The sequence below is a fragment of the Cohnella sp. genome, assembly GCF_041640265.1.
Classification (GTDB): Bacteria; Bacillota; Bacilli; order Paenibacillales; family Paenibacillaceae; genus Cohnella.
The window spans coordinates 1-25,274 of sequence record NZ_JBEQAP010000068.1 but is presented as its reverse complement, the minus strand read 5'-3'; the positions used below and the strand labels follow the sequence as shown (position 1 = coordinate 25,274).

At 49.2% G+C, this 25,274-nt stretch carries 22 protein-coding genes; all 22 read left to right on the top strand.

Features of this window, described 5'->3' with window-relative positions:
* Positions 1-619: 619 nt before the first annotated feature.
* The 22 genes from spoIIE to lysS all read left to right on the top strand — a co-directional run bounded on the left by spoIIE (position 620) and on the right by lysS (position 24,997).
* The gene (gene spoIIE, locus ACESLK_RS27520) at positions 620-3,166 is read left to right on the top strand and encodes a stage II sporulation protein E (RefSeq protein ID WP_373233014.1); all 2,547 of its coding nucleotides are present in this window, start codon (positions 620-622) and stop codon (positions 3,164-3,166) included.
* Between the two features lie 235 nt (positions 3,167-3,401).
* The gene (locus ACESLK_RS27515) at positions 3,402-4,157 is read left to right on the top strand and encodes a vWA domain-containing protein (RefSeq protein ID WP_373233016.1); all 756 of its coding nucleotides are present in this window, start codon (positions 3,402-3,404) and stop codon (positions 4,155-4,157) included.
* Positions 4,141-5,064, top strand: coding sequence for a serine/threonine protein kinase (locus ACESLK_RS27510; protein WP_373233013.1), 924 nt, complete (start codon positions 4,141-4,143; stop codon positions 5,062-5,064). Before ACESLK_RS27515 ends, ACESLK_RS27510 begins: the two co-directional genes overlap by 17 nt.
* Before the next feature lie 95 nt (positions 5,065-5,159).
* Positions 5,160-6,578, top strand: coding sequence for a tRNA lysidine(34) synthetase TilS (gene tilS, locus ACESLK_RS27505; protein WP_373233012.1), 1,419 nt, complete (start codon positions 5,160-5,162; stop codon positions 6,576-6,578).
* Positions 6,579-6,636: 58 nt separating this feature from the next.
* Entirely contained in the window at positions 6,637-7,176 is a 540-nt protein-coding gene (hpt, locus tag ACESLK_RS27500; RefSeq protein ID WP_373233011.1) for a hypoxanthine phosphoribosyltransferase, read from the top strand.
* Positions 7,177-7,268: 92 nt separating this feature from the next.
* A complete protein-coding gene (ftsH, locus tag ACESLK_RS27495) occupies positions 7,269-9,269 on the top strand; it encodes an ATP-dependent zinc metalloprotease FtsH (protein WP_373233010.1) in 2,001 nt (666 codons plus the stop codon).
* Between the two features lie 226 nt (positions 9,270-9,495).
* A complete protein-coding gene (nadA, locus tag ACESLK_RS27490) occupies positions 9,496-10,434 on the top strand; it encodes a quinolinate synthase NadA (RefSeq protein WP_373233009.1) in 939 nt (312 codons plus the stop codon).
* Between the two features lie 39 nt (positions 10,435-10,473).
* Positions 10,474-12,090 carry an L-aspartate oxidase gene (nadB, locus tag ACESLK_RS27485; protein WP_373233015.1) on the top strand — a complete coding sequence of 539 codons (1,617 nt, stop codon included), beginning with the start codon at positions 10,474-10,476 and terminating at the stop codon, positions 12,088-12,090.
* Positions 12,083-12,982 (top strand): carboxylating nicotinate-nucleotide diphosphorylase, encoded by a 900-nt coding sequence (nadC, locus tag ACESLK_RS27480; RefSeq protein ID WP_373233008.1) that lies wholly within the window; start codon positions 12,083-12,085, stop codon positions 12,980-12,982. Before nadB ends, nadC begins: the two co-directional genes overlap by 8 nt.
* Positions 12,979-13,743, top strand: a complete 765-nt coding sequence (locus tag ACESLK_RS27475; RefSeq protein ID WP_373233007.1) for a type III pantothenate kinase — start codon at positions 12,979-12,981, stop codon at positions 13,741-13,743. Before nadC ends, ACESLK_RS27475 begins: the two co-directional genes overlap by 4 nt.
* Before the next feature lie 6 nt (positions 13,744-13,749).
* Positions 13,750-14,664: an Hsp33 family molecular chaperone HslO gene (gene hslO, locus ACESLK_RS27470; protein WP_373233006.1), complete on the top strand. Its 915-nt coding sequence runs from the start codon at positions 13,750-13,752 to the stop codon at positions 14,662-14,664.
* Between the two features lie 7 nt (positions 14,665-14,671).
* Entirely contained in the window at positions 14,672-15,625 is a 954-nt protein-coding gene (locus ACESLK_RS27465) for a peptidylprolyl isomerase (RefSeq protein WP_373233005.1), read from the top strand.
* A 155-nt stretch (positions 15,626-15,780) separates the two neighbouring features.
* The gene (gene cysK, locus ACESLK_RS27460) at positions 15,781-16,722 is read left to right on the top strand and encodes a cysteine synthase A (protein WP_373233004.1); all 942 of its coding nucleotides are present in this window, start codon (positions 15,781-15,783) and stop codon (positions 16,720-16,722) included.
* Positions 16,723-16,844: 122 nt separating this feature from the next.
* Entirely contained in the window at positions 16,845-18,410 is a 1,566-nt protein-coding gene (locus ACESLK_RS27455) for an anthranilate synthase component I family protein (protein WP_373233003.1), read from the top strand.
* On the top strand, positions 18,407-18,988 hold the full coding sequence (pabA, locus tag ACESLK_RS27450; RefSeq protein ID WP_373233002.1) for an aminodeoxychorismate/anthranilate synthase component II: 582 nt from the start codon (positions 18,407-18,409) through the stop codon (positions 18,986-18,988). Before ACESLK_RS27455 ends, pabA begins: the two co-directional genes overlap by 4 nt.
* Positions 18,985-19,866: an aminodeoxychorismate lyase gene (gene pabC, locus ACESLK_RS27445; RefSeq protein WP_373233001.1), complete on the top strand. Its 882-nt coding sequence runs from the start codon at positions 18,985-18,987 to the stop codon at positions 19,864-19,866. The genes pabA and pabC overlap by 4 nt, the downstream gene beginning before the upstream one ends.
* Positions 19,866-20,720, top strand: a complete 855-nt coding sequence (folP, locus tag ACESLK_RS27440; protein WP_373233000.1) for a dihydropteroate synthase — start codon at positions 19,866-19,868, stop codon at positions 20,718-20,720. Before pabC ends, folP begins: the two co-directional genes overlap by 1 nt.
* A gap of 2 nt (positions 20,721-20,722) precedes the next feature.
* Entirely contained in the window at positions 20,723-21,115 is a 393-nt protein-coding gene (folB, locus tag ACESLK_RS27435) for a dihydroneopterin aldolase (protein WP_373232999.1), read from the top strand.
* Positions 21,116-21,121: 6 nt separating this feature from the next.
* Positions 21,122-21,631, top strand: coding sequence for a 2-amino-4-hydroxy-6-hydroxymethyldihydropteridine diphosphokinase (folK, locus tag ACESLK_RS27430; protein WP_373232998.1), 510 nt, complete (start codon positions 21,122-21,124; stop codon positions 21,629-21,631).
* Between the two features lie 4 nt (positions 21,632-21,635).
* The gene (dusB, locus tag ACESLK_RS27425; RefSeq protein ID WP_373232997.1) at positions 21,636-22,664 is read left to right on the top strand and encodes a tRNA dihydrouridine synthase DusB; all 1,029 of its coding nucleotides are present in this window, start codon (positions 21,636-21,638) and stop codon (positions 22,662-22,664) included.
* 191 nt (positions 22,665-22,855) lie between these two features.
* Positions 22,856-23,332, top strand: coding sequence for a transcription elongation factor GreA (gene greA / locus ACESLK_RS27420; protein WP_373232996.1), 477 nt, complete (start codon positions 22,856-22,858; stop codon positions 23,330-23,332).
* Between the two features lie 153 nt (positions 23,333-23,485).
* A complete protein-coding gene (gene lysS, locus ACESLK_RS27415; protein WP_373232995.1) occupies positions 23,486-24,997 on the top strand; it encodes a lysine--tRNA ligase in 1,512 nt (503 codons plus the stop codon).
* Positions 24,998-25,274: the final 277 nt, after the last annotated feature.

Sequence of the window (25,274 nt, the reverse complement as noted above, 5' to 3'; positions counted from 1 at the left end):
GTTTGCATACTGCAAACTACAGCCCCCAAACTCGCCATAACCCGGCGTGCAGTTTGCATACTGCAAACTACAGCCCCCAAACCCGTCATAACCCGCCATGCAGTTTGCATACTGCAAACTACAGCCCCCAAACTCGCCATAACCCGGCGTGCAGTTTGCATACTGCAAACTACAGCCCCCAAACTCGCCATAACCCGGCGTGCAGTTTGCATACTGCAAACTACAGCCCCCAAACCCGTCATAACCCGCCATGCAGTTTGCATACTGCAAACTACAGCCAACTATTCCTGAGAAAATTTTAACCGTTCGCAATCATTCGCGAACATCCGGCATTCTGGCGCGGTTCGCGTCTGTGGGAAGCCGTTTCTGATCGGCATCCGCCGTCGGATGACCGCGTTTTTTTGTTGTCGTTTTCAGCGTTTAAAAGTATTGTGAGCCCTGCAAATGTGGGATTTCACCATGATTACCAGGGGTTTCACTAGTTCCCGAAAAGCGTCGGGATCATCAAGCTATTACTGTCGGAAAAAACTTTTTTCCCGCCAACCGTTTCTGACAAACTTTATAAAATCCCCCCCCTATAATTAAGGACACATTCAATCTGGTAAATGGGGTGTACATCATGGACAAGCCGTCCGTCGTTCCTTTCGTGCCTCGTCAGGGCACCGGGCCCATCTTCGCTCCCGATAAGGGGACAAAAAAGCGTTGGTTTCAAAAGCGGAGGTCCTCCGCAAAAAAACAAGGTAATGCCTCTGAGTCTTCGTTGATCGTGAGATTGGGCGAAGCCTTGCGTGCACAGCAATGGTTGCTGCTCGTTGTCGGGATCGGATTTTTGCTGGGAAGAGCGGTTATGCTGGAAGGAATTTCACCTTTTGCGGCAGCATTCTTCGGGGTTGTACTCTATTTACGAAAGGATTTAGCTCTCTGGGCAGCGCTTTCACTTGTAGCCGGCAGCTTCTGGGCTATTGATCCGATGCCAGCGTTAATAAGTGTTGAGATTGGAATCATTTATTTGCTTTATCGTGGGCTTGTCCTTTACGAGAGGGCGGATTTATCCCACGCACCGGTCGTTGTGTTTGCAGCAACCTTGATTGTTCGTCTTTTCGATACGTTATTAGCGGATGAGACAGCCTGGCTTCCTTACGTATTGACAGTAGTCGAGGCAGGACTCGCTTTTGTATTGACGTTGCTGTTTATACATGCACTGCCTGTGTTGGCACGAACGAGGAAAGCTTCCCAACTCCGGCATGAGGAATGGATCGGTATCGCTATCTTGCTTGCCTGCTTGCTTACCGGAATGTCGGGTTGGACCCTCTACGGTATAGCGGTTGCCGGTATGTTATCCGGATACTTCGTAATGATGACTGCTTATGTTGGCGGACCCGCATTAGGTACCTCTGCAGGTGTCGTAGCGGGTATGATTCTTAGCTTGTCCAATCTCGGTGCCGCATCCGATATTGGACTTCTCGCCTTCGGAGGCTTATTGGCAGGACTTGTCCGAGAAGGCGGCAAGGCCGCAACCGTATTCGGAATGCTGCTCGGAACCTCTGTGATGTCACTCTATGGCGGAGATGCTGCGAGCACGATGAATTCAATTTGGGTGATGGTTGCTGCTTCCGTATTGCTGCTCGTAACCCCGGGGTCGGTCACGGAAGCTTTATCAAGATATGTTCCGGGTACTATAAGCTATGCGCAGAACCAACGGGAATATGCACAGAAGGTAAGAGATTTAACCGCTGAGCGGGTAGAGAAGTTCTCAGAGGTGTTCCGACAGCTGTCACGCAGCTTCCGTCAGATGACTCAAGCGGGGGAAACGGCTAGGCAAAGCAGAGACTTAGATCATTTTGTCAATGCGGTTCATGATCGGGCTTGCTCCTCCTGCCACCGACGGGGAGTATGCTGGGAGGGACAGTTCATTCAGACCTATAAGCTGATGACGGATATGATGACTGCTGTGGAGGAGCAGCCTGAATTGAAGGCCTCCGATATACCTAAGGCTTGGGGTCGGGTTTGCGTCAAAACACCGCTTGTACTGGATGTACTCAAACGCCAATACGAAATCTATCGAAATGATATACATTGGAGGCAGCAGCTGCAGGATAGCCGTTTTCTAGTGGCCGATCAATTATCTGGGGTATCGGAGGTGATGGACGATCTGGTGAAGGAAATTCGCAGGGAAGCCAAGCAAATGGATAAACAGGAGGGACAAATCCGCGACGCGCTCGAGCATCTTGGACTAGCTATTCAGGGCATTGACATTATTTGTTTAGAGGAGGGACGTATTGAGATTGAGATGGTGCATGCTTTCCGTACCGGATATGATGAATGTCGCAAAATGATTGCCCCTATCCTCTCAGAGATCCTCGGAGAAACCGTATCGGTGCGGAACGAACGAAGCGGCGAGCCTTCTGCACACCTAAGCACGGTGATGTTTGCTTCAGCCAAGGCCTATGAGGTAGAGACGGGAGTCGCGGGAGCAGCTAAGGATGGTGACATGCTGTCGGGTGACAGCTTTAGTATGATGGAGCTTAGTAATGGGAAGTTCGCGGTCGCACTAAGCGATGGGATGGGCAACGGGGTTCGAGCACGAATGGAAAGCAGCGCGGCTTTGTCGATGCTTGAGCAGTTGCTGCAGTCTGGTATTGATGAAAGGTTAGCCGTGAAATCCGTCAATTCGGTGCTGCTGCTGCGTTCTCCCGATGAGATGTTCGCGACCGTCGACCTTGCTTTGATAGATCTCTATACGGCCCACGCCACGATGCTTAAGATCGGGTCCACGCCAAGCTTCATCAAACGAGGGAGGGAGATTATACCCATAGCTGCAAACAATCTGCCCATTGGAATATTGCAGGATATCGAGATCGATCTTCTACGCGTACAGCTGCAGCCGGGGGATACTTTGATTATGATGACCGATGGGATTTTGGATTCACCCGGTCATGCGATTAATAAGGAGCTATGGATGAAAAGAGTGCTGCAGGACCTCGACGCCGATGATCCGCAGGACATTGCCGATGCTTTGCTAGATACAGCGCTTAGGCAGTATCCAGGCGGCGTGCAGGATGACATGACCGTTATCGTAACCCGCATTACACGTCACCAACCCGAATGGGCAGCTTTTCGCTGGCCGGGCTTTAACCGGATGGAGCGTCCAAGGACGGTGAGTTAGCAATAGAAAAGGAAGTCTAGGAAAGGAACCGACGATTGGTTAAAAGATAAGTTGAAGCCTTGATCTTTCTTGCGCCCGCAGCGTAGAGAGCTCGGGGCTTTTGTGCTTATGTAAGAATGATTTTCTACGGCTAATTGCTTTTTACTTGGTTAGGAGGACTTATGGATTGAGGTTAAATCTCCTAAACCTTGGCGACACTCCTAAGTAGATGCTAGACAAGGAGGAGTGTGGGATGATGAATCAAATTTTACTCATTACCGATGGGGGCTCCAATGTCGGAGAAAGTCCCGTAATCGCTGCCGCGCATGCTTATACAGAGGGCATTACTGTGAATGTGGCTGGTGTGATAGACGAAGGAGCGATAGGTGAATACGGAGCTTCAGAAATAGCGGAGATTGCTCGCGCGGGCGGCGGTATTAGTCAGATCGTTACGTCCCGTCAGCTCTCTCGGACGGTACAGATGATGACTAGACAGACAGTCGCAGGCAGCATAAGACAAGCAGTAAACATGGAGCTTCGCCAGCTGTTCGGGGTAGAATCCGTCGGTTCCCTGCCGCCTGTTAAGCGTGCTGAGGTAGTGAAAGTGATGGAGGAAATGGAAGAGACGATAACTCTATCTGTTGCGCTTCTCATTGACGCCAGTGCGAGTATGAAACCCAAGCTTCATGCAGTAGAAGAAGCTATTCGTGACCTTACTTTGAGTCTGCAAGCTAGAACAGGCAGAAGCAGGGTGGCGGTGTTCCACTTTCCTGGAGATTCAGAGAATTATTGCGTAATGGATTCCAATTGGACGTCCAGCTCAGCGAAGCTAGGTTCCTTGTTCGGGCGAATTCGTATGCGTGGAACAACACCGACAGGACCGGCGCTTTTGCAGGTCGTTGATTTTATCGGAGAAACTTGTGGTAAAATTAAAAGTGCAGATCTAACAGAATCGCCGTTACAATCATCAAGAGGAGACTCGAACGAGGTGCGGAGTGACTACGTTGTCTAATAAACAACACTTGCCGCCGGGAACGGAAATCCGGGGCAAATGGAACGGTAATCAATATCGCCTGGAGCGCCTTCTGGGCTTGGGGGCAAACGGACAAGTCTATTTAGCAATATCAGGAAGACGCAGCTGTGCGATTAAGATTGGGCTAGAAGTCTCAGAGCTTCAAGGGGAAGCGAATATATTGGCTTCCTTGGATCAATCAGAGAAGAATAGACCCCCTTTCTTACTAGACGTCGATGATTTTGTAATAGAGGGAAAGGAAGTTCCCTTCTACGTTATGCGCTACATTCCCGGCAGCCCAGTTAAAGAATACTTGCGTCAGCATGGAGCCAACTGGATGGGTGTTATTGGAAACCGGCTTCTGGATCGATTAGCTCAGTTACACGAGGCCGGTTGGGTGTTCGGGGATATTAAGAATGACAATGTACTTGTAAGCGAATACGGACGTGTTGAATTGGTTGATTACGGAGGTGTTTCGGCGATTGGCCGGAGCGTTCGCCAATTCACAGAAATCTATGACCGCGGTTACTGGTCGGCCGGAAGTCGCGTGGCGGACCCGGCTTATGATTGCTTTGCGGTCGCGATATTGTGGCTGCACGCGCTCGATGGCAAGCGGTTAATTCAGCTGACTAGAACGCTGCTGCCGCAAAATCGCCATCCCCGGGAGCTTATGAAGCTTGTGCGGAGCAACTCGCGGTTGCGGCCGCTGGAGAATTGGATGGATAAGGCGCTGACAGGACAATTCGAACACACGCGACAAGCCAGTAGACTTTGGAAGGCCGCAATCAAGGGAGCAAAGCGATCAACAACAAGCTCTAGCGAACGAATACCGAATTGGATGGCCGGTTTGTTAGCCGCTTCCATTATTCTATGTACCTCCTTAGCTGCCATTTGGCTGTTTCAATAATGGACTGTCAGAGGTATTAATGTGGATCTCAGCGCGCTAGTGTTATCACCGTCTCGCGACGGCAATATCGTTTTAATTGCAAAGGAGAAATGAAGGTGAGGCCGCAGGAAGAATGGGAACCTCGCGTCATGGCGCAAGCGCGCACGGATGGCTGGTGGCATAGGGGTGCCTCTGTTGTGGCGGCAGTGTCTGGAGGTCCAGACTCTATGGCACTTTTACATTTGCTCAGAACCATGTCTAAGCTTGAGCCTTTTAAGATCGTAGTTGCCCACGTCAACCATCAATTTCGGGGCGCCGAATCTGATGCGGAGGCCGAATTGGTTAAGCGTGCAGCGACGGAATGGGATATTCCTTTCGAGACGGCAGCTCTTGATCTTCCTTCTTACATAGCGGATACAGGTATGAATGCACAATCGGCGGCCCGGGAGAAACGCTACCAGTTCCTGAAGGAGGTCGCCCGGCGGCACTCCTGCTCTGTCCTTCTATTCGGTCACCATGCTGGGGATCAAGCAGAGACGGTATTGATGAGAATAGTCAGGGGAACGGGTCCAAGCGGACTTGCCGGCATTCCATATCGCCGAATTGAAGAAGAATTGGAACTGATTCGACCCCTCCTACGTATAACCAAGTATGAACTTCTGGAGTATTGTAAGCGAAACGGGGTGCCTTACGCGGTTGATAGCAGCAATGTCGACCGTCATTATTTCCGAAATGCCGTCAGACTTGACCTGATTCCAATGCTAGAGAAGCACAATCCTAAGCTACAGGCTTCGCTAGTAAGGCTCGCGGATATGGCGGCGGCAGATGACGAATATATGGAAGCTGAAACCCTCAAGGCCTTCAAGGACGGGGTTACTCCTTCAGGACAAGGGTTTCAAATAGAGCGACGAGGGTTCCGCGGCCTTCACGTCGCTTTACAACGCAGATTGATTAAACTAATATTAAATTGTTCATCAAACTCCCGCCAAATCTTGGATTTCGGACATGTCGAGGAAGTGGCCAGAGCCGTAACGGAAGACCACCCCGCAGTTATTCAATTGGATATCGGGGACGGCTGGTTACTTAAGCGGGAATATGAAGAGGTGTATATCGGCCCGCCTGTTCCGGAATCGTCAAGCTTCAAGTATATTGTCGATAAGAGGGTGCAGGAGGTTGCGATTGCAGAGACAGGAGGACGCTTTATACTAGAGCGGTTAAAGGGTTCAATTCCATCCATAACCGCGAACCGGTTTGAAGCCTGCTTTGATGAAGGCGGGCTAAACTTTCCTCTTCAGATTCGCAGTCGCTTGCCCGGGGACGTTCTTCATCCTTATGGACTAAAGGGCACCAAAAAAGTGCAAGATATGTTCGTTGATGCCAAAGTGCCGCGGTCCCGCCGGGATTTGCAATCGCTGCTAGTAGATGGGGAGGGTCATGTGTTGTGGATTCCCGGAATGCGGCGCTCGCGCCATGCACTTGTTACCGGAGACACACGCCAGACATTGCGCATCACGTTCATCGGAGCCGAAAACTAGGTCATGAACAGAGTAAAGCAATCATACCGTGTAATAATCTCACTGGGAGGTACCTTCTTTGCACAATGACATTCAAGAAGTTCTATACTCGGAAGAAGTAATTCAACAGAAGGTACGGGAGCTAGGAACGGCCATCAGCCGAGACTATCAAGGACGCAATCCACTCGTTATCTGTGTCCTCAAAGGCGCTTTTATATTTATGGCGGATTTGTCCAAAAACATAACGAACCCCATTGAGCTCGATTTTATGGCTGTATCCAGTTATGGCAACTCCACGAGATCTTCCGGAGAAGTCAAAATCGTGAAAGATTTGGATACATCCGTTGAAGGGCGCGACGTACTCATTGTAGAAGATATTATCGACAGCGGTCTGACTCTTAGCTATCTGATCGACGTACTCGAGCGCCGTAATGCGTTATCCGTAAATGTCGTGGCTTTGTTCGATAAGCCGGGACGTCGTACGGTCGATCTGAATGCGGATTACACAGGATTCACGATTCCGGATGAGTTCGTTGTTGGCTATGGTCTTGATTACGCCGAGAAATATCGTAACCTGCCGTATGTCGGAGTACTTAAACCGGAAATTTATTCGAGTTAAAAATCACACCGACCAAGTGGCGGTGCGTTGTTATTGTGATGCTAAGACAGGCTATGGTAAAATAATGTAAGCGTGTCGAGAGGAGGTCAGGGATGAATCGGTTCATCCGGAACACAGGATTTTACTTACTTATATTTTTGGTGACCGTCGGGATCGTTCAATTTTTTATCGGAAAGAACGAAACGACGGAGGAACTGAATTACAATGAAATCGTTCAAGTCGTCCAGCAAGGCAATGTGAAGGAATTAACATTGCAAATTCAGAGCGGTACTTATTTAGTAACAGGTGAATATAAACCGAAGTCCCCGGAAGAGAAGGGCGAGACATTCACGGGTCGTGCACCTCTGGCGGATTACGCTATGAAGCAGATGACCGACTTGAGTGTTGAAAAAGGTTTCGAGATCAACATCAAAAAAATGCCGGGGCAAAGCTTCTGGCTGACTTTCTTGACTTCCATTATTCCATTCATTATTATGTTCGTTCTGTTCTTCTTCCTGATTAATCAGGCGCAAGGCGGCGGCGGCAAAGTGATGAATTTCGGCAAAAGCCGTGCCCGTCTCTATAATGAGGAGAAAAAGCGGGTCACGTTCGAAGATGTGGCTGGAGCGGATGAAGAGAAGCAAGAATTGGTCGAAGTTGTTGAATTCCTGAAAGATCCTCGCAAGTTTGCCGCGCTAGGCGCTCGCATTCCCAAGGGTGTTCTTCTTGTAGGTCCTCCAGGTACAGGTAAAACCTTGCTAGCTCGTGCAGTAGCGGGAGAAGCAGGCGTTCCCTTCTTTACCATCTCTGGTTCGGATTTCGTTGAAATGTTCGTCGGTGTCGGGGCTTCCCGTGTTCGTGATTTGTTCGAGAATGCGAAGAAAAATTCGCCTTGTATTATCTTTATCGATGAGATTGACGCCGTAGGCCGTCAACGTGGCGCCGGACTTGGCGGCGGACACGATGAACGCGAACAAACGCTTAACCAGCTTCTTGTCGAGATGGACGGCTTTGGTGCCAACGAAGGTATCATCATCGTTGCCGCGACCAACAGACCCGATATTCTGGACCCCGCCTTATTACGTCCAGGCCGTTTCGATCGTCAGATTACAGTTGATCGTCCGGATGTGAAAGGCCGCGAAGCGGTATTGAAGGTACATGCACGCAACAAACCGCTTAGCAAAGACGTGAAGCTGGGCACTATTGCCAAACGGACGACCGGGTTCACCGGTGCCGATCTGGAGAACCTGCTGAACGAAGCTGCTTTACTTGCTGCACGTCGTAATAAGAAGGACATTGCGATGAAGGAAGTCGATGAAGCAATCGATCGCGTCGTCGTCGGTACGGAGAAGAAAAGCCGCGTAATCAGCGACCGCGAGAAGCGGATTGTCGCTTATCACGAAGCAGGTCATACGATTGCAGGTTTCTTCCTAGAGCATGCCGATACGGTACACAAGGTAACGATTATTCCGCGCGGACGCGCTGGCGGATATGTCATTATGCTTCCGAAGGAAGATCGTATGCTTGTAACCAAGCAAGAGCTTCTCGATAAAGTAACGGGATTACTTGCGGGGCGTGCAGCCGAAGAAATATTCATCGGTGAAATAGGTACAGGCGCTTATAGCGATTTCAAGCAAGCGACAAGTATCGTGCGAGCTATGATTATGGAATACGGTATGAGCGATAAGTTGGGTACGATGCAGTTCGGCAGTTCTCAAGGACAGGTATTCTTGGGTCGAGATATCGGACATGAACAGAATTATTCCGACGCTATCGCCTATGAGATTGACCAAGAGATGCAGAGCATCACTCGCGAATGTTATGATCGTGCGAAGAAGCTTCTGAATGAGAAGAGCGATGAGATGCACTTGCTTGCGAAGACGCTTCTAGAAGTGGAGACGCTTGAGCTTGAGCAAATTAAATCTCTGATTGAAACAGGCTCTATTCCAGAGAATGATGGAGAAATTTCTTCCGAAGGTTCTCTTGAATCAAAAGCTGAGCCGATTATTGATACATTGGGTAACGTACGCGTAAGAATTCAGAAACGTGATGATGAGCAGGCGCCAACGGTTACTGATACTCAGTCGGATGAGGGTTCTGAGGACCCTAAATAACGAAGTCTACGAAATAGGGTGCTCCTGCGTCGCAAGACGTGCGGAGCACCCTTTTTTCGTATTATTTGACGATAAAAGGGCCGTCGTATGAATTGACAGCCTTACTTGGCAAGTGTAAATTAGGTGTTAATGAAGGAAGCTGTTTTTGTTCACACTATAGACAGCTTTCTCACCATGTTTGTGCTTTCATTCACAAACTTTGTGCTCAACATAGGAGGAGATCCATATGGAGGCTTTGGCTCTGGAGCGTAAAGCGGAACAAAACCGCGAATTACGCGAGCGTCTCATACAGCTTAAGAAGGAACGTAATGCCATAATTCTCGCTCATTATTATCAGCGTGATGAAATACAGGAAGTCGCAGACTTCCGTGGGGATTCTTTCCTGCTAGCGCAGAAAGCGGCATCCACAGATGCTGATGTTATTGTTTTTTGCGGCGTGCACTTTATGGGGGAAAGCGCTAAGATCTTAGCTCCTCATAAGACCGTTCTTGTTCCGGACGAACGTGCTGGCTGTCCGATGGCGGATATGGTTAATCCCATTGGTCTAAGGGAATTAAAGGCGAAGCATCCAAATGCGAAAGTCGTCACCTATATTAACTCTTCTGCTGACGTCAAAGCGGAAACCGATATTTGCTGTACGTCTGCTAATGCTGTGAATGTCGTCAATTCAGTCGATGCTGATGAAGTTATCTGGTGTCCAGATAAAAATTTGGGGCATTATGTTCAACAATTTACGGACAAGAAGATGATTATCTGGGAAGGATACTGCAACACTCACGACATGCTAACCATTAAAGATGTCGAAGAGATGCGCGCCAAGTATCCGAATGCAGAGTTCGTCGTTCATCCCGAGTGCCGTCCTGAAGTGGTGGAGATGGCCGACTTCGTAGGAAGCACCACGGGGATTCTTAAGCATTGCAGGGAATCGAAGCATCAGGAATTTATTGTAGGTACAGAAGATGGAACCGGTTATCAGCTGCGTTTGGATAGCCCGAATAAAACCTTTCATTTTGCATCGAAGTTTCTCGTTTGCCCTAACATGAAGGTGAATAACCTTAAGAAGGTCGTAAAATGTCTCGAGACGATGCAGCCGCAAATATATGTGCCGCAGGACGTAGCGGACAAAGCCCGATTATCGCTTGAGCGCATGCTGCTGGTTAAGTAGCAGGCGCTACCTCTTCTTAGAGTGGAGACGAACTCATTCATGATTCCTCGTTATGTTGTCGACTTTGACTTAGATAAGCTTCCTCGTATAGAAACGGATGTCATCGTAATTGGAGCTGGCATCGCCGGGCTGTATACAGCCCTTAAAGCAAGCGAGAACAACCGAGTGCTTATGATTACCAAGAAATCCTTATTCGATAGCAATACCCGGTATGCGCAAGGAGGCATCGCTGCTGTAATTTCGGACGAAGATTCCCCTGATTTTCTAGCTCAAGACACGTTGATCGCTGGAGCGGGCTTATGTGATGCTGCTGCGGTCGACGTTCTTGTTCATGAGGGGCCTCACGGAGTTCAAGAGCTTATTCGCTTCGGCACGAACTTCGATGAGGAAGACGGCCATTTTGCGCTGACCAAGGAAGGAGCCCATAGCCAGCGCCGAATTCTTCATGCCAATGGAGATGCGACGGGGTATGAGATCGTTCGAGCATTGGCCGAGAAAGTGATCGCGGATCCAACTCTTGAGCTGTGGGATGATCACTTTGTACTCGATTTGCTTACGCAAGACGGGGAATGCCGCGGTGCGATTGTTCAGAAACCTGACGGCTCTCGTGTGGCGGTATATGGACGAGCTACGATTCTGTGTACCGGAGGAACAGGTCAACTGTATCGGTATACGACCAACCCAGAGGTAGCTACTGGCGATGGAGTCGCTATGGCTTACCGTGCGGGAGCAGACATCCGAGATATGGAGTTTAATCAATTCCACCCGACTTCTTTATGTTACCCCGGCGCTCCGAGATTTCTGATTTCGGAAGCGGTTCGCGGTGAAGGTGCATACTTGCGTAACAATCGTGGAGAACGATTTATGGATAAATACCATCCGCAGCTAGAGTTGGCTCCTAGAGATGTTGTTGCACGTGCGATTGTAAACGAGATGGAAGAGACGAAATCGACTTATGTGTATATTGATATCACGCATAAAACTCCTGAATTAATTAAGCACCGATTTCCGACTATTCATGAATATTGTCTGAACTACGGGCTCGACCTAACGACAGACTGGATACCCGTTGCACCTGCAGCCCATTACATGATGGGGGGAGTTAAGACAGATCTGTACGGTCAGACAAGTATTCGCCGTTTATTCGCATGCGGGGAAGCTTCCTCTACGGGCGTCCACGGAGCAAACCGACTGGCAAGCAACTCTTTGTCTGAGGCGATTGTTTTTGCACAACGCATTGTGGATGTTATTAATAAACTGACGCCGATCTCAACTACAGCAGACAACCATCCGGGTAATGAAAGAAATTCTGTGCTGATGGGCGCTTTAATTGAACGCCGTCTGAAGCTGCAGAAGGGTATGGTTCGTTATGCCGGGCTTCGGAGGAACCGTGTGGGTTTGTTGAAAGGTTTAGAGGAGCTGAAGCGACAGCTGCCGTTATTCCAGCTCGCCCTCTCCAAACGGGAGGAGTTGGAATATGCGAACCTGCTCACCTGCGCTTTGCTTGTCACTGAGGCTGCTTTGAATCGGGAGGAAAGCCGCGGAGGGCATTATCGGGAAGATTATCCAGAACGTAATGATATAAGCTGGCGCGTGCATACGATATTAAATCGGGAAAAAGGGATTCGTACAGAAAGGGTCGACGACGATGTTTGAACGAGAAAGCGATTGGGCGATTGGTGGTCCTGCAGTAGAGACGGTGAAAACGCAAATTCGGGAGTGGCTTGCCGAAGATATCGGCTCAGGAGATGTTACGACTATGGCAACTGTACCCTTTGGTCATATTTCGAAGGGTATTATTCACGCCAAGCAAGCGGGAATCCTCGCCGGACTGCCATTGATGCGAATTGTTTTTGACGTTGTTGATCCTGAGCTGAAGGTAAATGTACAGGCGGCAGATGGAGATCGCGTGGAACAGGGAGCGGTGTTGGCAGTTGTCGAAGGCTCAACGCATAACATCCTAACAGGTGAACGTCTTGCGCTTAACCTGCTTCAAAGGCTGTCTGGGATCGCTACTAAGACAAATGAATACGTAGAGGCTGCTGGTGGGCAGTCTGTTAGAATAGCCGATACGCGCAAGACAACTCCCGGTCATCGAACCCTGGAGAAGTACGCGGTAAGAATTGGCGGCGGAGCCAATCATCGCTTCGGGCTTTATGATGCTGTCATGATTAAAGACAATCACATTAAGGCTGCAGGAGGGATCACCGCGGCTGTGCACGCTGCGAAATCCCGAATTCCCCATACGATGATGATAGAGGTGGAAGCGGAGACTTTAGCCCAAGCGGAGGAAGCCGTTCAGGCAGGTGCTCATATCGTTATGCTTGATAATATGAATACTAATACCATGATGGATGCTGTTAAGGTTATCAGACGTTTGGCACCTCATATCGTATTAGAGGCTTCTGGAGGGATTACCCCCCAACGTGTTGCAGAAGTGGCGGGGTGCGGAGTTGATATCATCTCAGTAGGCAGCTTGACCCATTCCTTCCAAGCGCTCGATATCAGCTTGGATCTGAACGCTAAGAAAAAGGGGGAGCTGTCGTGATTCTTGTCGTTGATGTGGGGAATACCAATATTGTGCTGGGAGTGTATCAAGGGAGCACGTTGACGCATCATTGGCGCTTAAGCACGAATAGATCCTCTACCGTAGATGAATATGGCGTTCTCATCACCAATTTGTTTCAACTGGCGAATGTTCGGGCTGAACAAATGGATGGCGTTATTCTGTCCTCTGTTGTACCGCCGATCATGAATACATTGGAGCAGTTATTCCTTAAGTACGTTGGAAAAGAAGCGCTGGTAGTTGGCCCGGGTATTAAAACGGGCTTAAACATTCGTTATGAGAATCCTCGGGAAGTCGGCGCAGATCGCATCGTAAACGCGGTAGCAGGAATAGAGCAGTATGGTACACCGCTTGTTATCGTTGATTTCGGTACAGCAACTACTTTCGACTACATCGACGCCTCAGGTGCCTATCTAGGCGGTGCTATTGTACCTGGTGTAGGTATCTCTACAGAAGCCTTGTATCAGAGAGCTGCTAAGCTTCCCCGTATTGAATTAACAAAACCGCGTACGGTCATCGGACGAAATACCGTAGCCGCCATGCAGGCGGGAATTATTTATGGCTATGCGGGCCAGGTGGATGGTATCGTGCGAAGAATAGGCAAGGAATTTAATGTCCAGCCTAAGGTCATTGCAACCGGAGGATTGGCAGAACTGATTGCAGGAGAGTCCGAAACAATCGACAAAGTCGATCCGTTGCTTACGTTAGAAGGATTACGGATTGTCTATGAGCGAAATGGGTAATGGTGAATGAAAGGGCAAGTTGAAGGAGGTAGTCGCAAGTTGAAGGATGAGTTAGTACGAGGTACGGCATGGAATGGCGGTATTCGGGTGTTCGCGGCACGAACCACTGAGTTAGTTGGGGAATTACAGCGGCGTCATGGAACTTTTCCGACTGCAACTGCTGCATTAGGACGTACAGCAACTGCTGCGGCTATGATGGGTGCCATGCTCAAAGGCAAAGAGAAGCTGACGTTGCAAGTTAAAGGCGACGGCCCCCTTGGACAGATCGTTGTGGATGCTAACGCCTCTGCGGAGATTAGAGGTTATGTCGATCATCCGCAAGTGCATGTGGCAAGCAATGACCAAGGAAAGCTTGATGTTGCAGGCGCTGTAGGTCGCAACGGATATATTCATGTAATCAAGGATCTAGGACTTAAAGAGCCCTATCGCGGAAGTGTTCCGATTATTTCAGGCGAGCTTGCCGAGGATTTTACCCTGTATTTCGCTGATTCGGAGCAAAGTCCGTCTGCGGTCGGTTTAGGCGTGCTCGTTGATGTAGACGGAACGGTATTGCATGCGGGAGGATTTATTGTTCAGGTTATGCCGGGACTGCCGGAAGACCAGCTGGAGCGTCTAGAGCGTGCGATATCCGCTATGCCTCAAGTAACGTCGCTGCTCGATCAAGGGGAGACGCCGGAATCCCTGTTGCATTTTCTAGTTGGAGAAGATCTAACGATTCATCACTCCATAGAGCCCGTGTTTCGGTGCAAATGCTCACGGGAGAGGTTCGAGCAAGCCCTTATCACACTCGGAAAGAAAGAGCTTAATAGCCTAATCGAGGAAGATGGGAAAGCGGAGCTCCATTGCCATTTCTGCAATGAGAAATATTTGTTCGAAGCGGAAGAGTTAAAGGCTTTACATAGTATTTCCGATCGTCAATAAGGAAGGGATGATGAAGATGAGGGAGACGATACGGCACAGGCCGCTCGTACTGCTTGCCCTCTTAGCAACTTTGCTTCTTACATCAGGTTGCAATTCCAATCCCGAAGCATCGCCTACCCCGAGCGGGAATGTTCCTAAAGAAACGATACCGAGGGACGAGATCATCGCAGAGATTGGGGATGTCTCTATTTCGAGACAGCAATTAATGGATCGGCTTTTATCTGAATACGGCTATCAAACATTGAGAAACATGATGCTTATTGAAGCGGTGAATAAAGAGGCCAAATTGTTCGGAATCAACGTGACAGATGATGAGCTAGAGCAGGAGCTGAGCCTCATGAAGCAGGGGTATGACGATGAGGAACAATTCTACCAAGCGATGAAAGAGCAATTAAATATGAATCGCGAAGAAATTTGGGAGGATGCCCGTTATCGGCTGCTCTTGGAGAAGTTATCCATTCGAGATGTGGAAGTAACACAATCGGAGATTGATCTTTACTTAAAGGAGCATCACGAGGAGTTCGAGCCGCGTAAACAATTCCGAATCGCTCAGATTGTTGTGGAGAGCAAGTCGGAAGCAGATGAGTTGGTCTCTCAACTGGCAAACGGGGCAGACTTTGGAGCGTTAGCCCGCACTCATTCCCTGGATGATTTTACGGCGGATGAAGGGGGAGAGCTCGGATGGGTGGAGAACCGAGACCCCTTCGAAGATCCAGAATTGTTGCTGGCGGCGGATTCTATGCAAGTTGGAGAAGTGACAGGACCGATTCTGACCGAGAAAGGTTATGTCATTATTCAACTTAATGGTCGTAAAGTGCTGGATTCAAAGACTAATGAGGAGATACGCTCTGAAGCAAAACGACAGCTGGCTTTGGGGAAGGCTGTTTCGCTTAGAGATTTAGAACAGGCGCTATTGGATAAATACAAGGCAACTGTCAGGGAACCTTTATTAGAGTATTAGTCGATTCGGAATTGGAGTTGGGCAATACCGGAAACGCTATTGACAACCCTCGTCGGGGTTTGATAAGATGAAAACAAACAAAATGCCGACTGTTTTAGTCGGATTAACGCATTGAGGTGGCGCAGAGCCGCATATTTCGGGAGGGAACTCATCCAATGGCAAAGATCGTTCAGAACGTTACCCAGTTAATCGGGGATACACCGCTCGTTCGCTTGAATCGTATCGTACCTGAAGGCAGCGCAGAAATCTACGTGAAATTGGAATACCAGAATCCGGGCTCCAGTGTTAAAGACCGTATTGCAATCAGTATGATCGAGGTTGCTGAGCAACAAGGACTGATTCAGCCAGGCGTGAATACTATTGTTGAGCCAACAAGCGGTAACACGGGAATCGGTCTGGCGATGGTTGCAGCCGCTAAAGGCTACCGCGCTATTCTCGTTATGCCTGAAACAATGAGCATAGAGCGTCGCAACCTGCTTCGCGCATATGGTGCTGAGCTTGTTCTTACACCAGGCTCCGAGGGCATGAACGGCTCCGTTAAGAAAGCTGAAGAAATCGCAGCAGAGAATCCTAGCTATTTCTTACCGCAGCAATTCAAAAACCAAGCAAACGTGAAAATTCACCGCGAAACAACAGGTCCGGAAATCGTGGAAGCGATTAACTCCTATGATGGGAAGATCGATGCATTCGTGAGCGGAATCGGTACAGGCGGTACGATCTCCGGTGCTGGCGAAGTGCTTAAGAAGAACTTCCCTAACATCAAGGTCATTGCGGTAGAGCCTGCTGCTTCCCCTCTATTGTCCGGCGGCGGACCCGGTCCGCACAAGATCCAAGGAATTGGTGCGAATTTCATTCCGGAGATCTTGAATCGCGAGATTTATGATCAAGTTATAGCTGTCGAGAATGAGGAAGCGTTCGAAACGGCTCGTACAGTTGCTAAGAAAGAAGGCTTGCTCGTGGGGATCTCCTCCGGCGCAGCGATCTTCGCAGCACTGAAAGTGGCCAAAGAATTAGGCGAAGGCAAACGCGTCGTAGCGGTAGTTCCCTCCAACGGCGAAAGATACTTAAGTACACCTTTATTCAACTTCGACAACTAATCATCGAATGGTAGATTCAGCAGCTCCCGCTATTGGCGGGGGCTTTTATTTTTTGAAAAAAGCAGCATGTTGGCTTTTGTGGTATTCTGCTTATTATAAGATCGTTCGAGGGAGCAGCAGTCGTGGAATTAATATCGTTAGAGCAATGGAAGCAGTGGCGCTTGAGTGGCGAGTTTACTTTACTTCCGTATATTCGCAGATTAGAGCTGGGGAGCGGAGGGCTGTTGCCCCTGTTCTGGGATCGCGTCTGGGAGGAAGCATCTCCTTACGCCTGCTTGTTGGAAAGCGGTAAAGGCGGAAGGTACTCCATTATCGGGCTTCGTCCCGTGTCTGTCATAGAAGGTAAAGGCATCCATGCGCAGGTACGGGAGCCTAATTCAGATACAGATGAAGTATGGTCTATAGCTGCACAGACCAGTGGGAAACCCTTAGAGCAATTGCGTCAGTGGATGCAGCCATGGAGAGGTCCGAAGCCGGAAGGTCTCCCGGATTTTGTAGGGGGGATACTCGGATTCTGGGGTTACGATGTTGTTCGCAGCTTAGAGAAGCTGCCTATAGTTGCTAAGGATGATCTGGGCTTGCCTGATTATTTATTCGGACGGTTCGAAGAGCTTTGGATCGTGGATCAGGTGGAAAAAGCAATGTACTGTACAGTTCATGTACCGGTAATAGGAAAAGATCCGTTAGAGCAGAAATATCGTCAGGCTGAGCTGCGCGCCATTGAAATGCAGCGCAAATGGACAAGCTGGATGTCGATTGCGCAAACACGGGAAGCCGATCAGCGCCAACTGAGGATGCAGGCAACAATGGAGCAGGACCAGCTGCAAATCGACGTAGAAAGCCTGCCGGGCTTGTCCACCTCCATGAGCAAACCTGCTTTTCAAGAGGCGATTCGGCGTATTCAGCAATATATTGCGCAAGGGGATGTATTCCAAGTCAATCTCTCGCTTCGCCAAAGCCGGCCAATAGACGTCTCTCCGGAAACTCTCTATGAATGGCTGCGGTGGGTAAATCCATCTCCGTATATGGGGATGCTTCGAACGCCTGATTTTGCACTTGTTAGTACTTCTCCTGAATTGTTGGTCAAATTAGACGGGGGTCGACTCTCAACCCGCCCGATCGCGGGCACTCGCCGCCGAGGGAGAACGCCAGAGGAAGATCGTGCGATGGAGGACGAGCTGCTCGGAAACGAGAAAGAGCGGGCAGAGCATGTTATGCTGGTTGACCTGGAGCGGAATGACTTGGGGCGTGTTGCGGAATACGGATCGGTGAAGGTGCCGGAGCTGATGACTGTGGAGCGTTACTCACATGTGATGCATCTTGTTTCCCAGGTGGAAGCGAGACTGGATCCGGGTAAGGACGCGCTGGATGTGCTGGCTGCTGTTTTTCCGGGAGGAACGATCACGGGAGCACCCAAAATACGAACGATGGAAATTATTGAGGAGCTTGAGCCCACCCGCCGCGGCCCTTATACCGGCTCGATGGGATGGATTGACTATAGCGGCAATATGGAATTTAATATAATTATTCGTACGATCGCAGTAATGGACGGTATTTGTCATATTCAAGCAGGAGCGGGCATCGTTATCGATTCCATTCCGGAGCGGGAATTTCACGAATGCTTAAGCAAAGCTAAGGCGCTATGGAAAGCGGTACAGTACAGCGAGCGACAGGAGGAACCGATATGATTCTAGTTATCGATAATTACGATTCTTTTACGTATAACCTGGTGCAATACCTAGGAGAGCTCGGTGAAGAAGTCGTCGTGCATCGTAATGATGAGATTGATTTGGAAGGGATCGCTAAGCTGGCACCCGACCACATCCTGATCTCACCAGGTCCTTGTACGCCGAATGAAGCGGGCATTAGCTTGGCTCTTCTGGAACGATTTAAGGGAGAAATCCCGATTTTTGGCGTGTGTCTGGGTCATCAAGCGATCGGACAAGCATTCGGTGGAGATGTCATCCGGGCGAATTTGCTTATGCATGGCAAAACATCCGAGATGACGCATGACGGCCGCACGATCTTCGAAGGGCTGCCAACCCCTTTTACGGCTACGCGGTACCATTCCCTTATTGTTAAACGCGAGACGCTGCCGGACTGCCTAGAAATCAGCGCAGAGACAGAGGACGGGCTCATCATGGGGCTCAGACACAAGGAGTACGTTGTGGAGGGCGTTCAGTTCCATCCAGAGTCGATTATGACAGACCACGGATTGAAGATCCTGCGTAACTTCCTTAACAACAAATCAGGGAAAAGAGTATGAAATTACTTTTTAACAAACAATTAGTCGATAGCAAGGAAGCCGTGATCTCCGCATTTGATCACGGTTTTTTGTACGGAATGGGACTGTTCGAGACTTTCCGCACGTATCATGGATCACCCTGGCTATTGGAACGGCATGCTAATCGGTTAATAAAAGGCTGTGAGATGCTCGGAATCGCTTACTCACCGGACGTAATGCAAATAAAAGAAGCCACGCTGGAGGTGCTGAAGGCGAACGGCTTATCGGACGGGTATATTCGTTGGTCCGTTTCGGCAGGTGAAGGTGCGATAGGACTGCCATCCGACCCTTACGACAGACCGAATGAAATCCTCTATGCCAAGGAACTGGCAGCAGATGAACCAATGACTCGCAAGGGAAAAACCCTGCGGCTGCTGAAGCTTCCCCGAAGCACACCGGAAGGCCCGTATCGCTTAAAGTCTTTTCATTACATGAACAACATTGCTGCTAAACGCGAGCTCATCCGCTCAGGAGCGGGGCAGGGTACAGAAGGCTTGTTTTTGGACAATAATGGTCATGTTACGGAAGGAATGGTCAGCAATGTATTCTGGTGCAAGGGTGGCGTTCTCTACACCCCGGCAGCTGCAACTGGCTTACTTGAAGGGATAACACGGGAATATGTGATCGAAATGGCTGCAGAGCTTGGGATAACCGTTCAGCAAGGTTTATATTCTTGGAATGAGCTGCTTACCGCCGATGAGGTGTTCGTTACAAACTCCATTCAAGAAATTGTACCTGTTGTTAATCTAGAGAATGAGCATGGCTTAGGCTTTCTGCCTGGCGGGAGGAACACTACGGGACCATTGACCAGTCAATTGATGAGGGATTACCGGGAAGCCGCGGAAGGGGACGATCGATAATGAAACCAATCTTTTACCCGCGTTCGTATACGCTGCATGATGGGTTGAAGCTAGAGCTGGGTCATAGAACCTTAATTATGGGCATTCTGAATGCGACGCCGGATTCCTTCTCTGATGGAGGCCGGTTTGATGAGGTGGAGGCAGCGGTCGAGAGAGCAAAGCTAATGGCGGAGGAAGGAGCCGACATCATTGATGTCGGCGGGGAATCCACTAGACCGGGTTATGTTGAAGTGTCTGTAGAGGAAGAGCTGAATCGAATTATTCCGATTATTAGTGCAGTACGGGAACAAGTGAATCTGCCCATAAGCGTTGATACGTATAAAGCGGAAACGGCTCGCCAAGCGCTTGAAGCGGGAGCTCATATTATAAACGATATTTGGGGGTTCAAGCGTGATCCCCAGATGGCTGCCGTAGCTGCCGATTACGGCTGTCCGGTCATCCTGATGCATAACCGGGAAGCTCGCGATTACTCGGATTTTGTACCGGATGTATTGAACGATTTAATGGGAAGCGTACATCGCGCAAAGGCGGCGGGCGTGGCCGATGATCGAATCTGGTTAGATCCAGGAGTCGGCTTCGTCAAAGATTATAATCAGAACTTAGAAATAATGGGTCGCTTGGATGAGATCGTTCATCTCGGTTATCCTGTGCTGCTAGGCACTTCCCGCAAAAGCTTTATTCAACGCACCCTTGATGTGACGCCTGGCGATGCACTCGAAGGGACAGGTGCGACAGTTGCTCTTGGAATCGCTCAAGGCTGCCAAATTGTAAGGGTGCATGATGTGCGGAAGATGAAGCGTGTTGCGGCTATGACGGACGCAATTGCTTACCGCCAAGCGAATAGGGGGGTATGACCATGGATCGGATGGTGCTGAAGCGGATTGTATTTTACGGCTATCATGGGGTGTACCCAGAGGAAAATCGTTTAGGCCAGAAGTATTTCGTTGACCTGGATTTACGTTTAGACCTAAGTCGTGCAGCTCTGAGCGATAATGTAAACGATACGGTGAATTATGCCGAAATTCATGCAGTAGTGAAGGAAATCGTCGAGGGACCCCCCGTTAAGCTGATAGAGACGTTAACCGAAAAGATTGCGTCAGCCGTACTCGGTACGTATACTAGTATCATCGAAGCAAAGGTATCGGTAACCAAACCGAATCCGCCCTTTGACATTACATTCGATGGAGTAACCGTGGAGCTGCGGCGCAAGCGGAATCAAAGCGGCAACATCGTACCCGTAGAGGATTGAAGATAAGTGCAGGAAGCTTTCGTAGCGCTAGGCGCTAATATTGGGGATCGGGAATCATCGCTGAAAGAAGCATTGCGCAGGCTGGCGAACGATCCCGGGCTGAAGGTTCGCAGGATTTCTTCCGTGTATGAGACCGCACCCGTTGGGTTTACGGATCAGCCCGCTTTTCTCAATATGACGGTCAGCTTAGAGACGGAGCTTGAACCCCTCACACTGCTTCGGCGATTGCTTGAGATCGAGCAGGAGATGGGACGAGTGCGAGACGTTCGCTGGGGACCGCGCAATATAGATTTGGATTTGCTTGTGTACGGAGAGGTATCCATGGAATCAACGGAATTAACGCTCCCGCATCCCCGAATGGGAGAGCGGGCATTCGTATTGGTGCCGCTTCGTGAGATTTGGCCTCCACATTCAACCTTTCCATGGGAAGCAGAATTTTCTAGCTTTTCTCTGCAAGAAGAAGGAATATCACGCTGGGCTGACTGGGATGGCCTAGAGCAACGAAAGGAGATTTAAGGATATGCTTAAAATCGGAAATGTTACCATGAACAATAACGTGGTACTCGCACCGATGGCGGGTGTCTGCAACCCGGCTTTTCGGTTAATTGCCAAGGAGTTCGGCTGTGGTCTAGTTTGCGCGGAGATGGTAAGCGACAAAGCGATTCTACACGGCAATCAACGTACGTTAGAGATGTTATTCGTTGATGAGCGGGAGAAGCCTCTTAGCTTGCAGATTTTCGGAGGGGACAAGGAGTCGCTTGTTGAAGCGGTGAAGTTCGTCGACGAGAACACTAACGCTGATATTATCGACATCAACATGGGCTGTCCCGTGCCGAAAGTGACCAAATGCGATGCGGGTGCCCGTTGGCTGTTAGATCCTAATAAAATTTACGACATGGTATCATACGCAGTGGAAGCAGCGAAAAAGCCAGTTACAGTAAAGATGAGGATCGGTTGGGACGACGAGCATATTTATGCAGTAGAAAATGCACGAGCAGTGGAACGAGCGGGCGGAGCGGCTGTTAGCGTTCATGGGCGTACTCGGGAGCAATTGTACACTGGGAAAGCGAACTGGGATATTTTGCGGGATGTGAAGCAAGCGGTATCCATTCCGGTTATCGGTAATGGGGATGTCTTCACGCCAGAAGATGCGAAGCGCTTGCTCGAGCATACGAACTGCGACGGGGTGATGATTGGTCGCGGCGCTCTTGGAAATCCGTGGATGCTCTATCGGACGGTTCATTTCTTGACTACGGGCGAGCTGCTTCCCGACCCTTCGCCACGCGAGAAAATTCGCATTGCCGTATTACATCTAGACCGGTTAACCAGTCTCAAAGGCGAGAATACCGCTGTTCGCGAAATGCGGAAGCATTTAGCATGGTATTTGAAAGGCTTGCCAGAATCGGCCGCGGCCAAAAATTCGGTCATGGATTTAACGACTCGTTCGAGCGTCGTATCCGTGCTAGAGGAATACGTGAAAAATGTGGAACAAATGCTGGACCAGAATGCGAGAGGGCTATCGGAATCCGGTGAAATGCTCGTGCATTGAAATGAAGCGGTTCCATACCTGCGCTTCCGCGAATTGACATTTTTCAGGGGTTGAAATATAATCAGAACCAATATTCGCACGACCATCAGGAAAATTGTTAACATGCGGGAATATAATGCATGTCAGCGATGACTGACCATATATTTGATTAGCAACCCTGAAAATCTTTTCCATGACAGGAGATCGGTGAGATGAGCGATAAGGAAGTGCTTCTAACCCCAGATGGGTTAAAGAGGCTTGAAACGGAACTCGAAGAACTGAAGTCCATCAAACGTCGTGAAGTAGCGGAGCGCATTAAGGTAGCGATTGGATATGGCGATATTAGCGAGAACTCGGAGTATGAGGACGCTAAGAACGAGCAAGCTTTTATCGAAGGACGTATTATTACGCTGGAGAAGATGCTTCGTAACGCACGAATTATCAATAACGACGAAATCGATCTGGAGACTGTAAGTATCGGATCGACTGTCATTGTAGAGGATATGGAATTCGGCGATTCTATGCAATATACAATTGTTGGAACGGCTGAGTCTGATCCGCTTAACAATAAGATTTCCAATGAAAGTCCAGTCGGCAGAGCGATTATCGGCAAGAAAAAGGGTATGACGGTTGAAGTGAACGTTCCAGCGGGTATCATTCAATACAAAATTGTCGATATCAAGATGTAACACGAACGGCTATCCACAGAAGACGTCATACAAGGGGCGTCATTCCAACCTGAATGCAGCCCTCTTGGAATAAAAAGCTTCCTTCGGAAGCTTTTTTGCCTGTTTATTGTTAATATTGTTTGTAACAGATAAGAAACAAAGGAGAACAAAACAATGGAACATATTGAACAACAGGAAGCGGCCGAGCTGAGCGAATTATTGCAAATCCGTCGTAACAAATTGGACGAGCTGCGCGCACTTGGAATCGATCCTTTTGGCACAAAGTTTAATCGGACTCACAATGCAGGCGAAATCGTATCCCAGTTCTCGGAACAATCGAAGGAAGAGCTGGAGGAACAGGCAAACGAGGTAAGTCTTGCCGGCCGCATTATGCAGAAACGCGGAATGGGCAAAGCTTCTTTCGCACATCTGCAGGATTTGAGCGGCAAAATTCAGATTTACGTGCGGGAGGATACGGTACCGGGCAACAAGTTCCAAGCTTTCGATCTGCTGGATATCGGTGATATGATCGGGGTTCGCGGCATCGTGTTCAAGACCAAAACAGGCGAGACGTCCGTTAAAGTTAAGGATCTGGAGGTTCTTACGAAATCTCTATTACCCCTTCCCGAAAAATTCCATGGACTAAAGGACGTAGAAACGCGATACCGTCAACGGTATGTGGATCTTATTGTTAACACTGATGTTCAGAAAACATTTATTACACGTTCGCGGATCATTCAATCGATGCGCCGTTACTTGGATGACCGTAATTACTTAGAGGTAGAAACACCAACGCTTCACAGCATCGCGGGCGGGGCGGCGGCACGACCGTTCGTCACACACCATAATGCTTTAGATATGCAGCTATATATGCGGATTGCCATCGAGCTCCATTTGAAGAGATTGATTGTCGGCGGTCTGGAGAAGGTGTATGAGATCGGTAGAGTGTACCGGAACGAAGGAATCTCTACGCGCCATAACCCTGAGTTTACGATGATCGAGCTATATGAGGCTTATGCGGACTACGAGGACATCATGCGTTTAACTGAGGAGCTTATCGCTCATATCGCGCAAGAGGTTCTTGGGACGACCAAAATTACTTATCAGGGCCAAGGGATTGATCTAACACCGGCTTGGCGCCGAGTATCCATGACCGATCTCATTAAGGAAACGGTTGGCGTTGACTTCATGGTTGAGATGACCGATCAAGAAGCGCATCAGTTGGCCAAAGAACATAAAGTTGCTGTTGAAAAGCATATGACGTTCGGTCATATCGTGAATGCTTTCTTCGAGACCTTCTGCGAGCACACCTTGATTCAACCTACGTTTGTGACGGGACACCCTGTTGCGATTTCTCCGTTAGCTAAGAAAAAAGAAACAGATCCGCGGTTTACGGATCGTTTCGAGCTCTTCATTGTAGCAAGAGAGCATGCGAATGCTTTCACGGAGCTTAATGATCCGATCGATCAGCGTCAACGCTTCGAAGCGCAGATGACGGAGAAGGAAGCCGGCAATGATGAGGCTCATGAGATGGATGATGATTTCATTCGCGCCCTGGAATACGGAATGCCTCCGACAGGCGGGCTTGGTATCGGGGTGGATCGTTTGGTCATGCTGCTTACTGACGCACCTTCTATCCGCGATGTTCTCCTGTTTCCACATATGCGTGAGCGCTCTGACGGATAAGCGTTAAGAGAAAAAACCGGTAGTTCGCCAGCACGGCGGGCGCCGGTTTTTGTATTAAGCGCTGTATGAAATTTCCAGTATAAAAAAGGTTGCAATCGGTTATGGGGCTGTGATATATTATTTAAGCCGCTTCAAGAGGGCACACGATAAACAAGCGATTGGTTATCACAAATTGTTCTTTGAAAACTGAACATTGAGCGTAAGAAAATGAACAAAACGTCGGAAGGTAGCTTCGGTTACCGGAAGGCAAACCAGTTGTAAAGATTGAGCCTTCGGG

Coding starts and splice junctions, on each gene's coding strand:
- ACESLK_RS27515 (WP_373233016.1), top strand. CDS start 3,402: ATGAATCAAATTTTACTCATTACCGATGGGGGCTCCAATGTCGGAGAA.
- pabC (WP_373233001.1), top strand. CDS start 18,985: ATGAAATTACTTTTTAACAAACAATTAGTCGATAGCAAGGAAGCCGTG.
- ACESLK_RS27465 (WP_373233005.1), top strand. CDS start 14,672: ATGATGAAGATGAGGGAGACGATACGGCACAGGCCGCTCGTACTGCTT.
- folB (WP_373232999.1), top strand. CDS start 20,723: ATGGATCGGATGGTGCTGAAGCGGATTGTATTTTACGGCTATCATGGG.
- dusB (WP_373232997.1), top strand. CDS start 21,636: ATGCTTAAAATCGGAAATGTTACCATGAACAATAACGTGGTACTCGCA.
- nadB (WP_373233015.1), top strand. CDS start 10,474: ATGATTCCTCGTTATGTTGTCGACTTTGACTTAGATAAGCTTCCTCGT.
- lysS (WP_373232995.1), top strand. CDS start 23,486: ATGGAACATATTGAACAACAGGAAGCGGCCGAGCTGAGCGAATTATTG.
- nadA (WP_373233009.1), top strand. CDS start 9,496: ATGGAGGCTTTGGCTCTGGAGCGTAAAGCGGAACAAAACCGCGAATTA.
- spoIIE (WP_373233014.1), top strand. CDS start 620: ATGGACAAGCCGTCCGTCGTTCCTTTCGTGCCTCGTCAGGGCACCGGG.
- folP (WP_373233000.1), top strand. CDS start 19,866: ATGAAACCAATCTTTTACCCGCGTTCGTATACGCTGCATGATGGGTTG.
- pabA (WP_373233002.1), top strand. CDS start 18,407: ATGATTCTAGTTATCGATAATTACGATTCTTTTACGTATAACCTGGTG.
- cysK (WP_373233004.1), top strand. CDS start 15,781: ATGGCAAAGATCGTTCAGAACGTTACCCAGTTAATCGGGGATACACCG.
- hslO (WP_373233006.1), top strand. CDS start 13,750: ATGAAAGGGCAAGTTGAAGGAGGTAGTCGCAAGTTGAAGGATGAGTTA.
- ftsH (WP_373233010.1), top strand. CDS start 7,269: ATGAATCGGTTCATCCGGAACACAGGATTTTACTTACTTATATTTTTG.
- nadC (WP_373233008.1), top strand. CDS start 12,083: ATGTTTGAACGAGAAAGCGATTGGGCGATTGGTGGTCCTGCAGTAGAG.
- greA (WP_373232996.1), top strand. CDS start 22,856: ATGAGCGATAAGGAAGTGCTTCTAACCCCAGATGGGTTAAAGAGGCTT.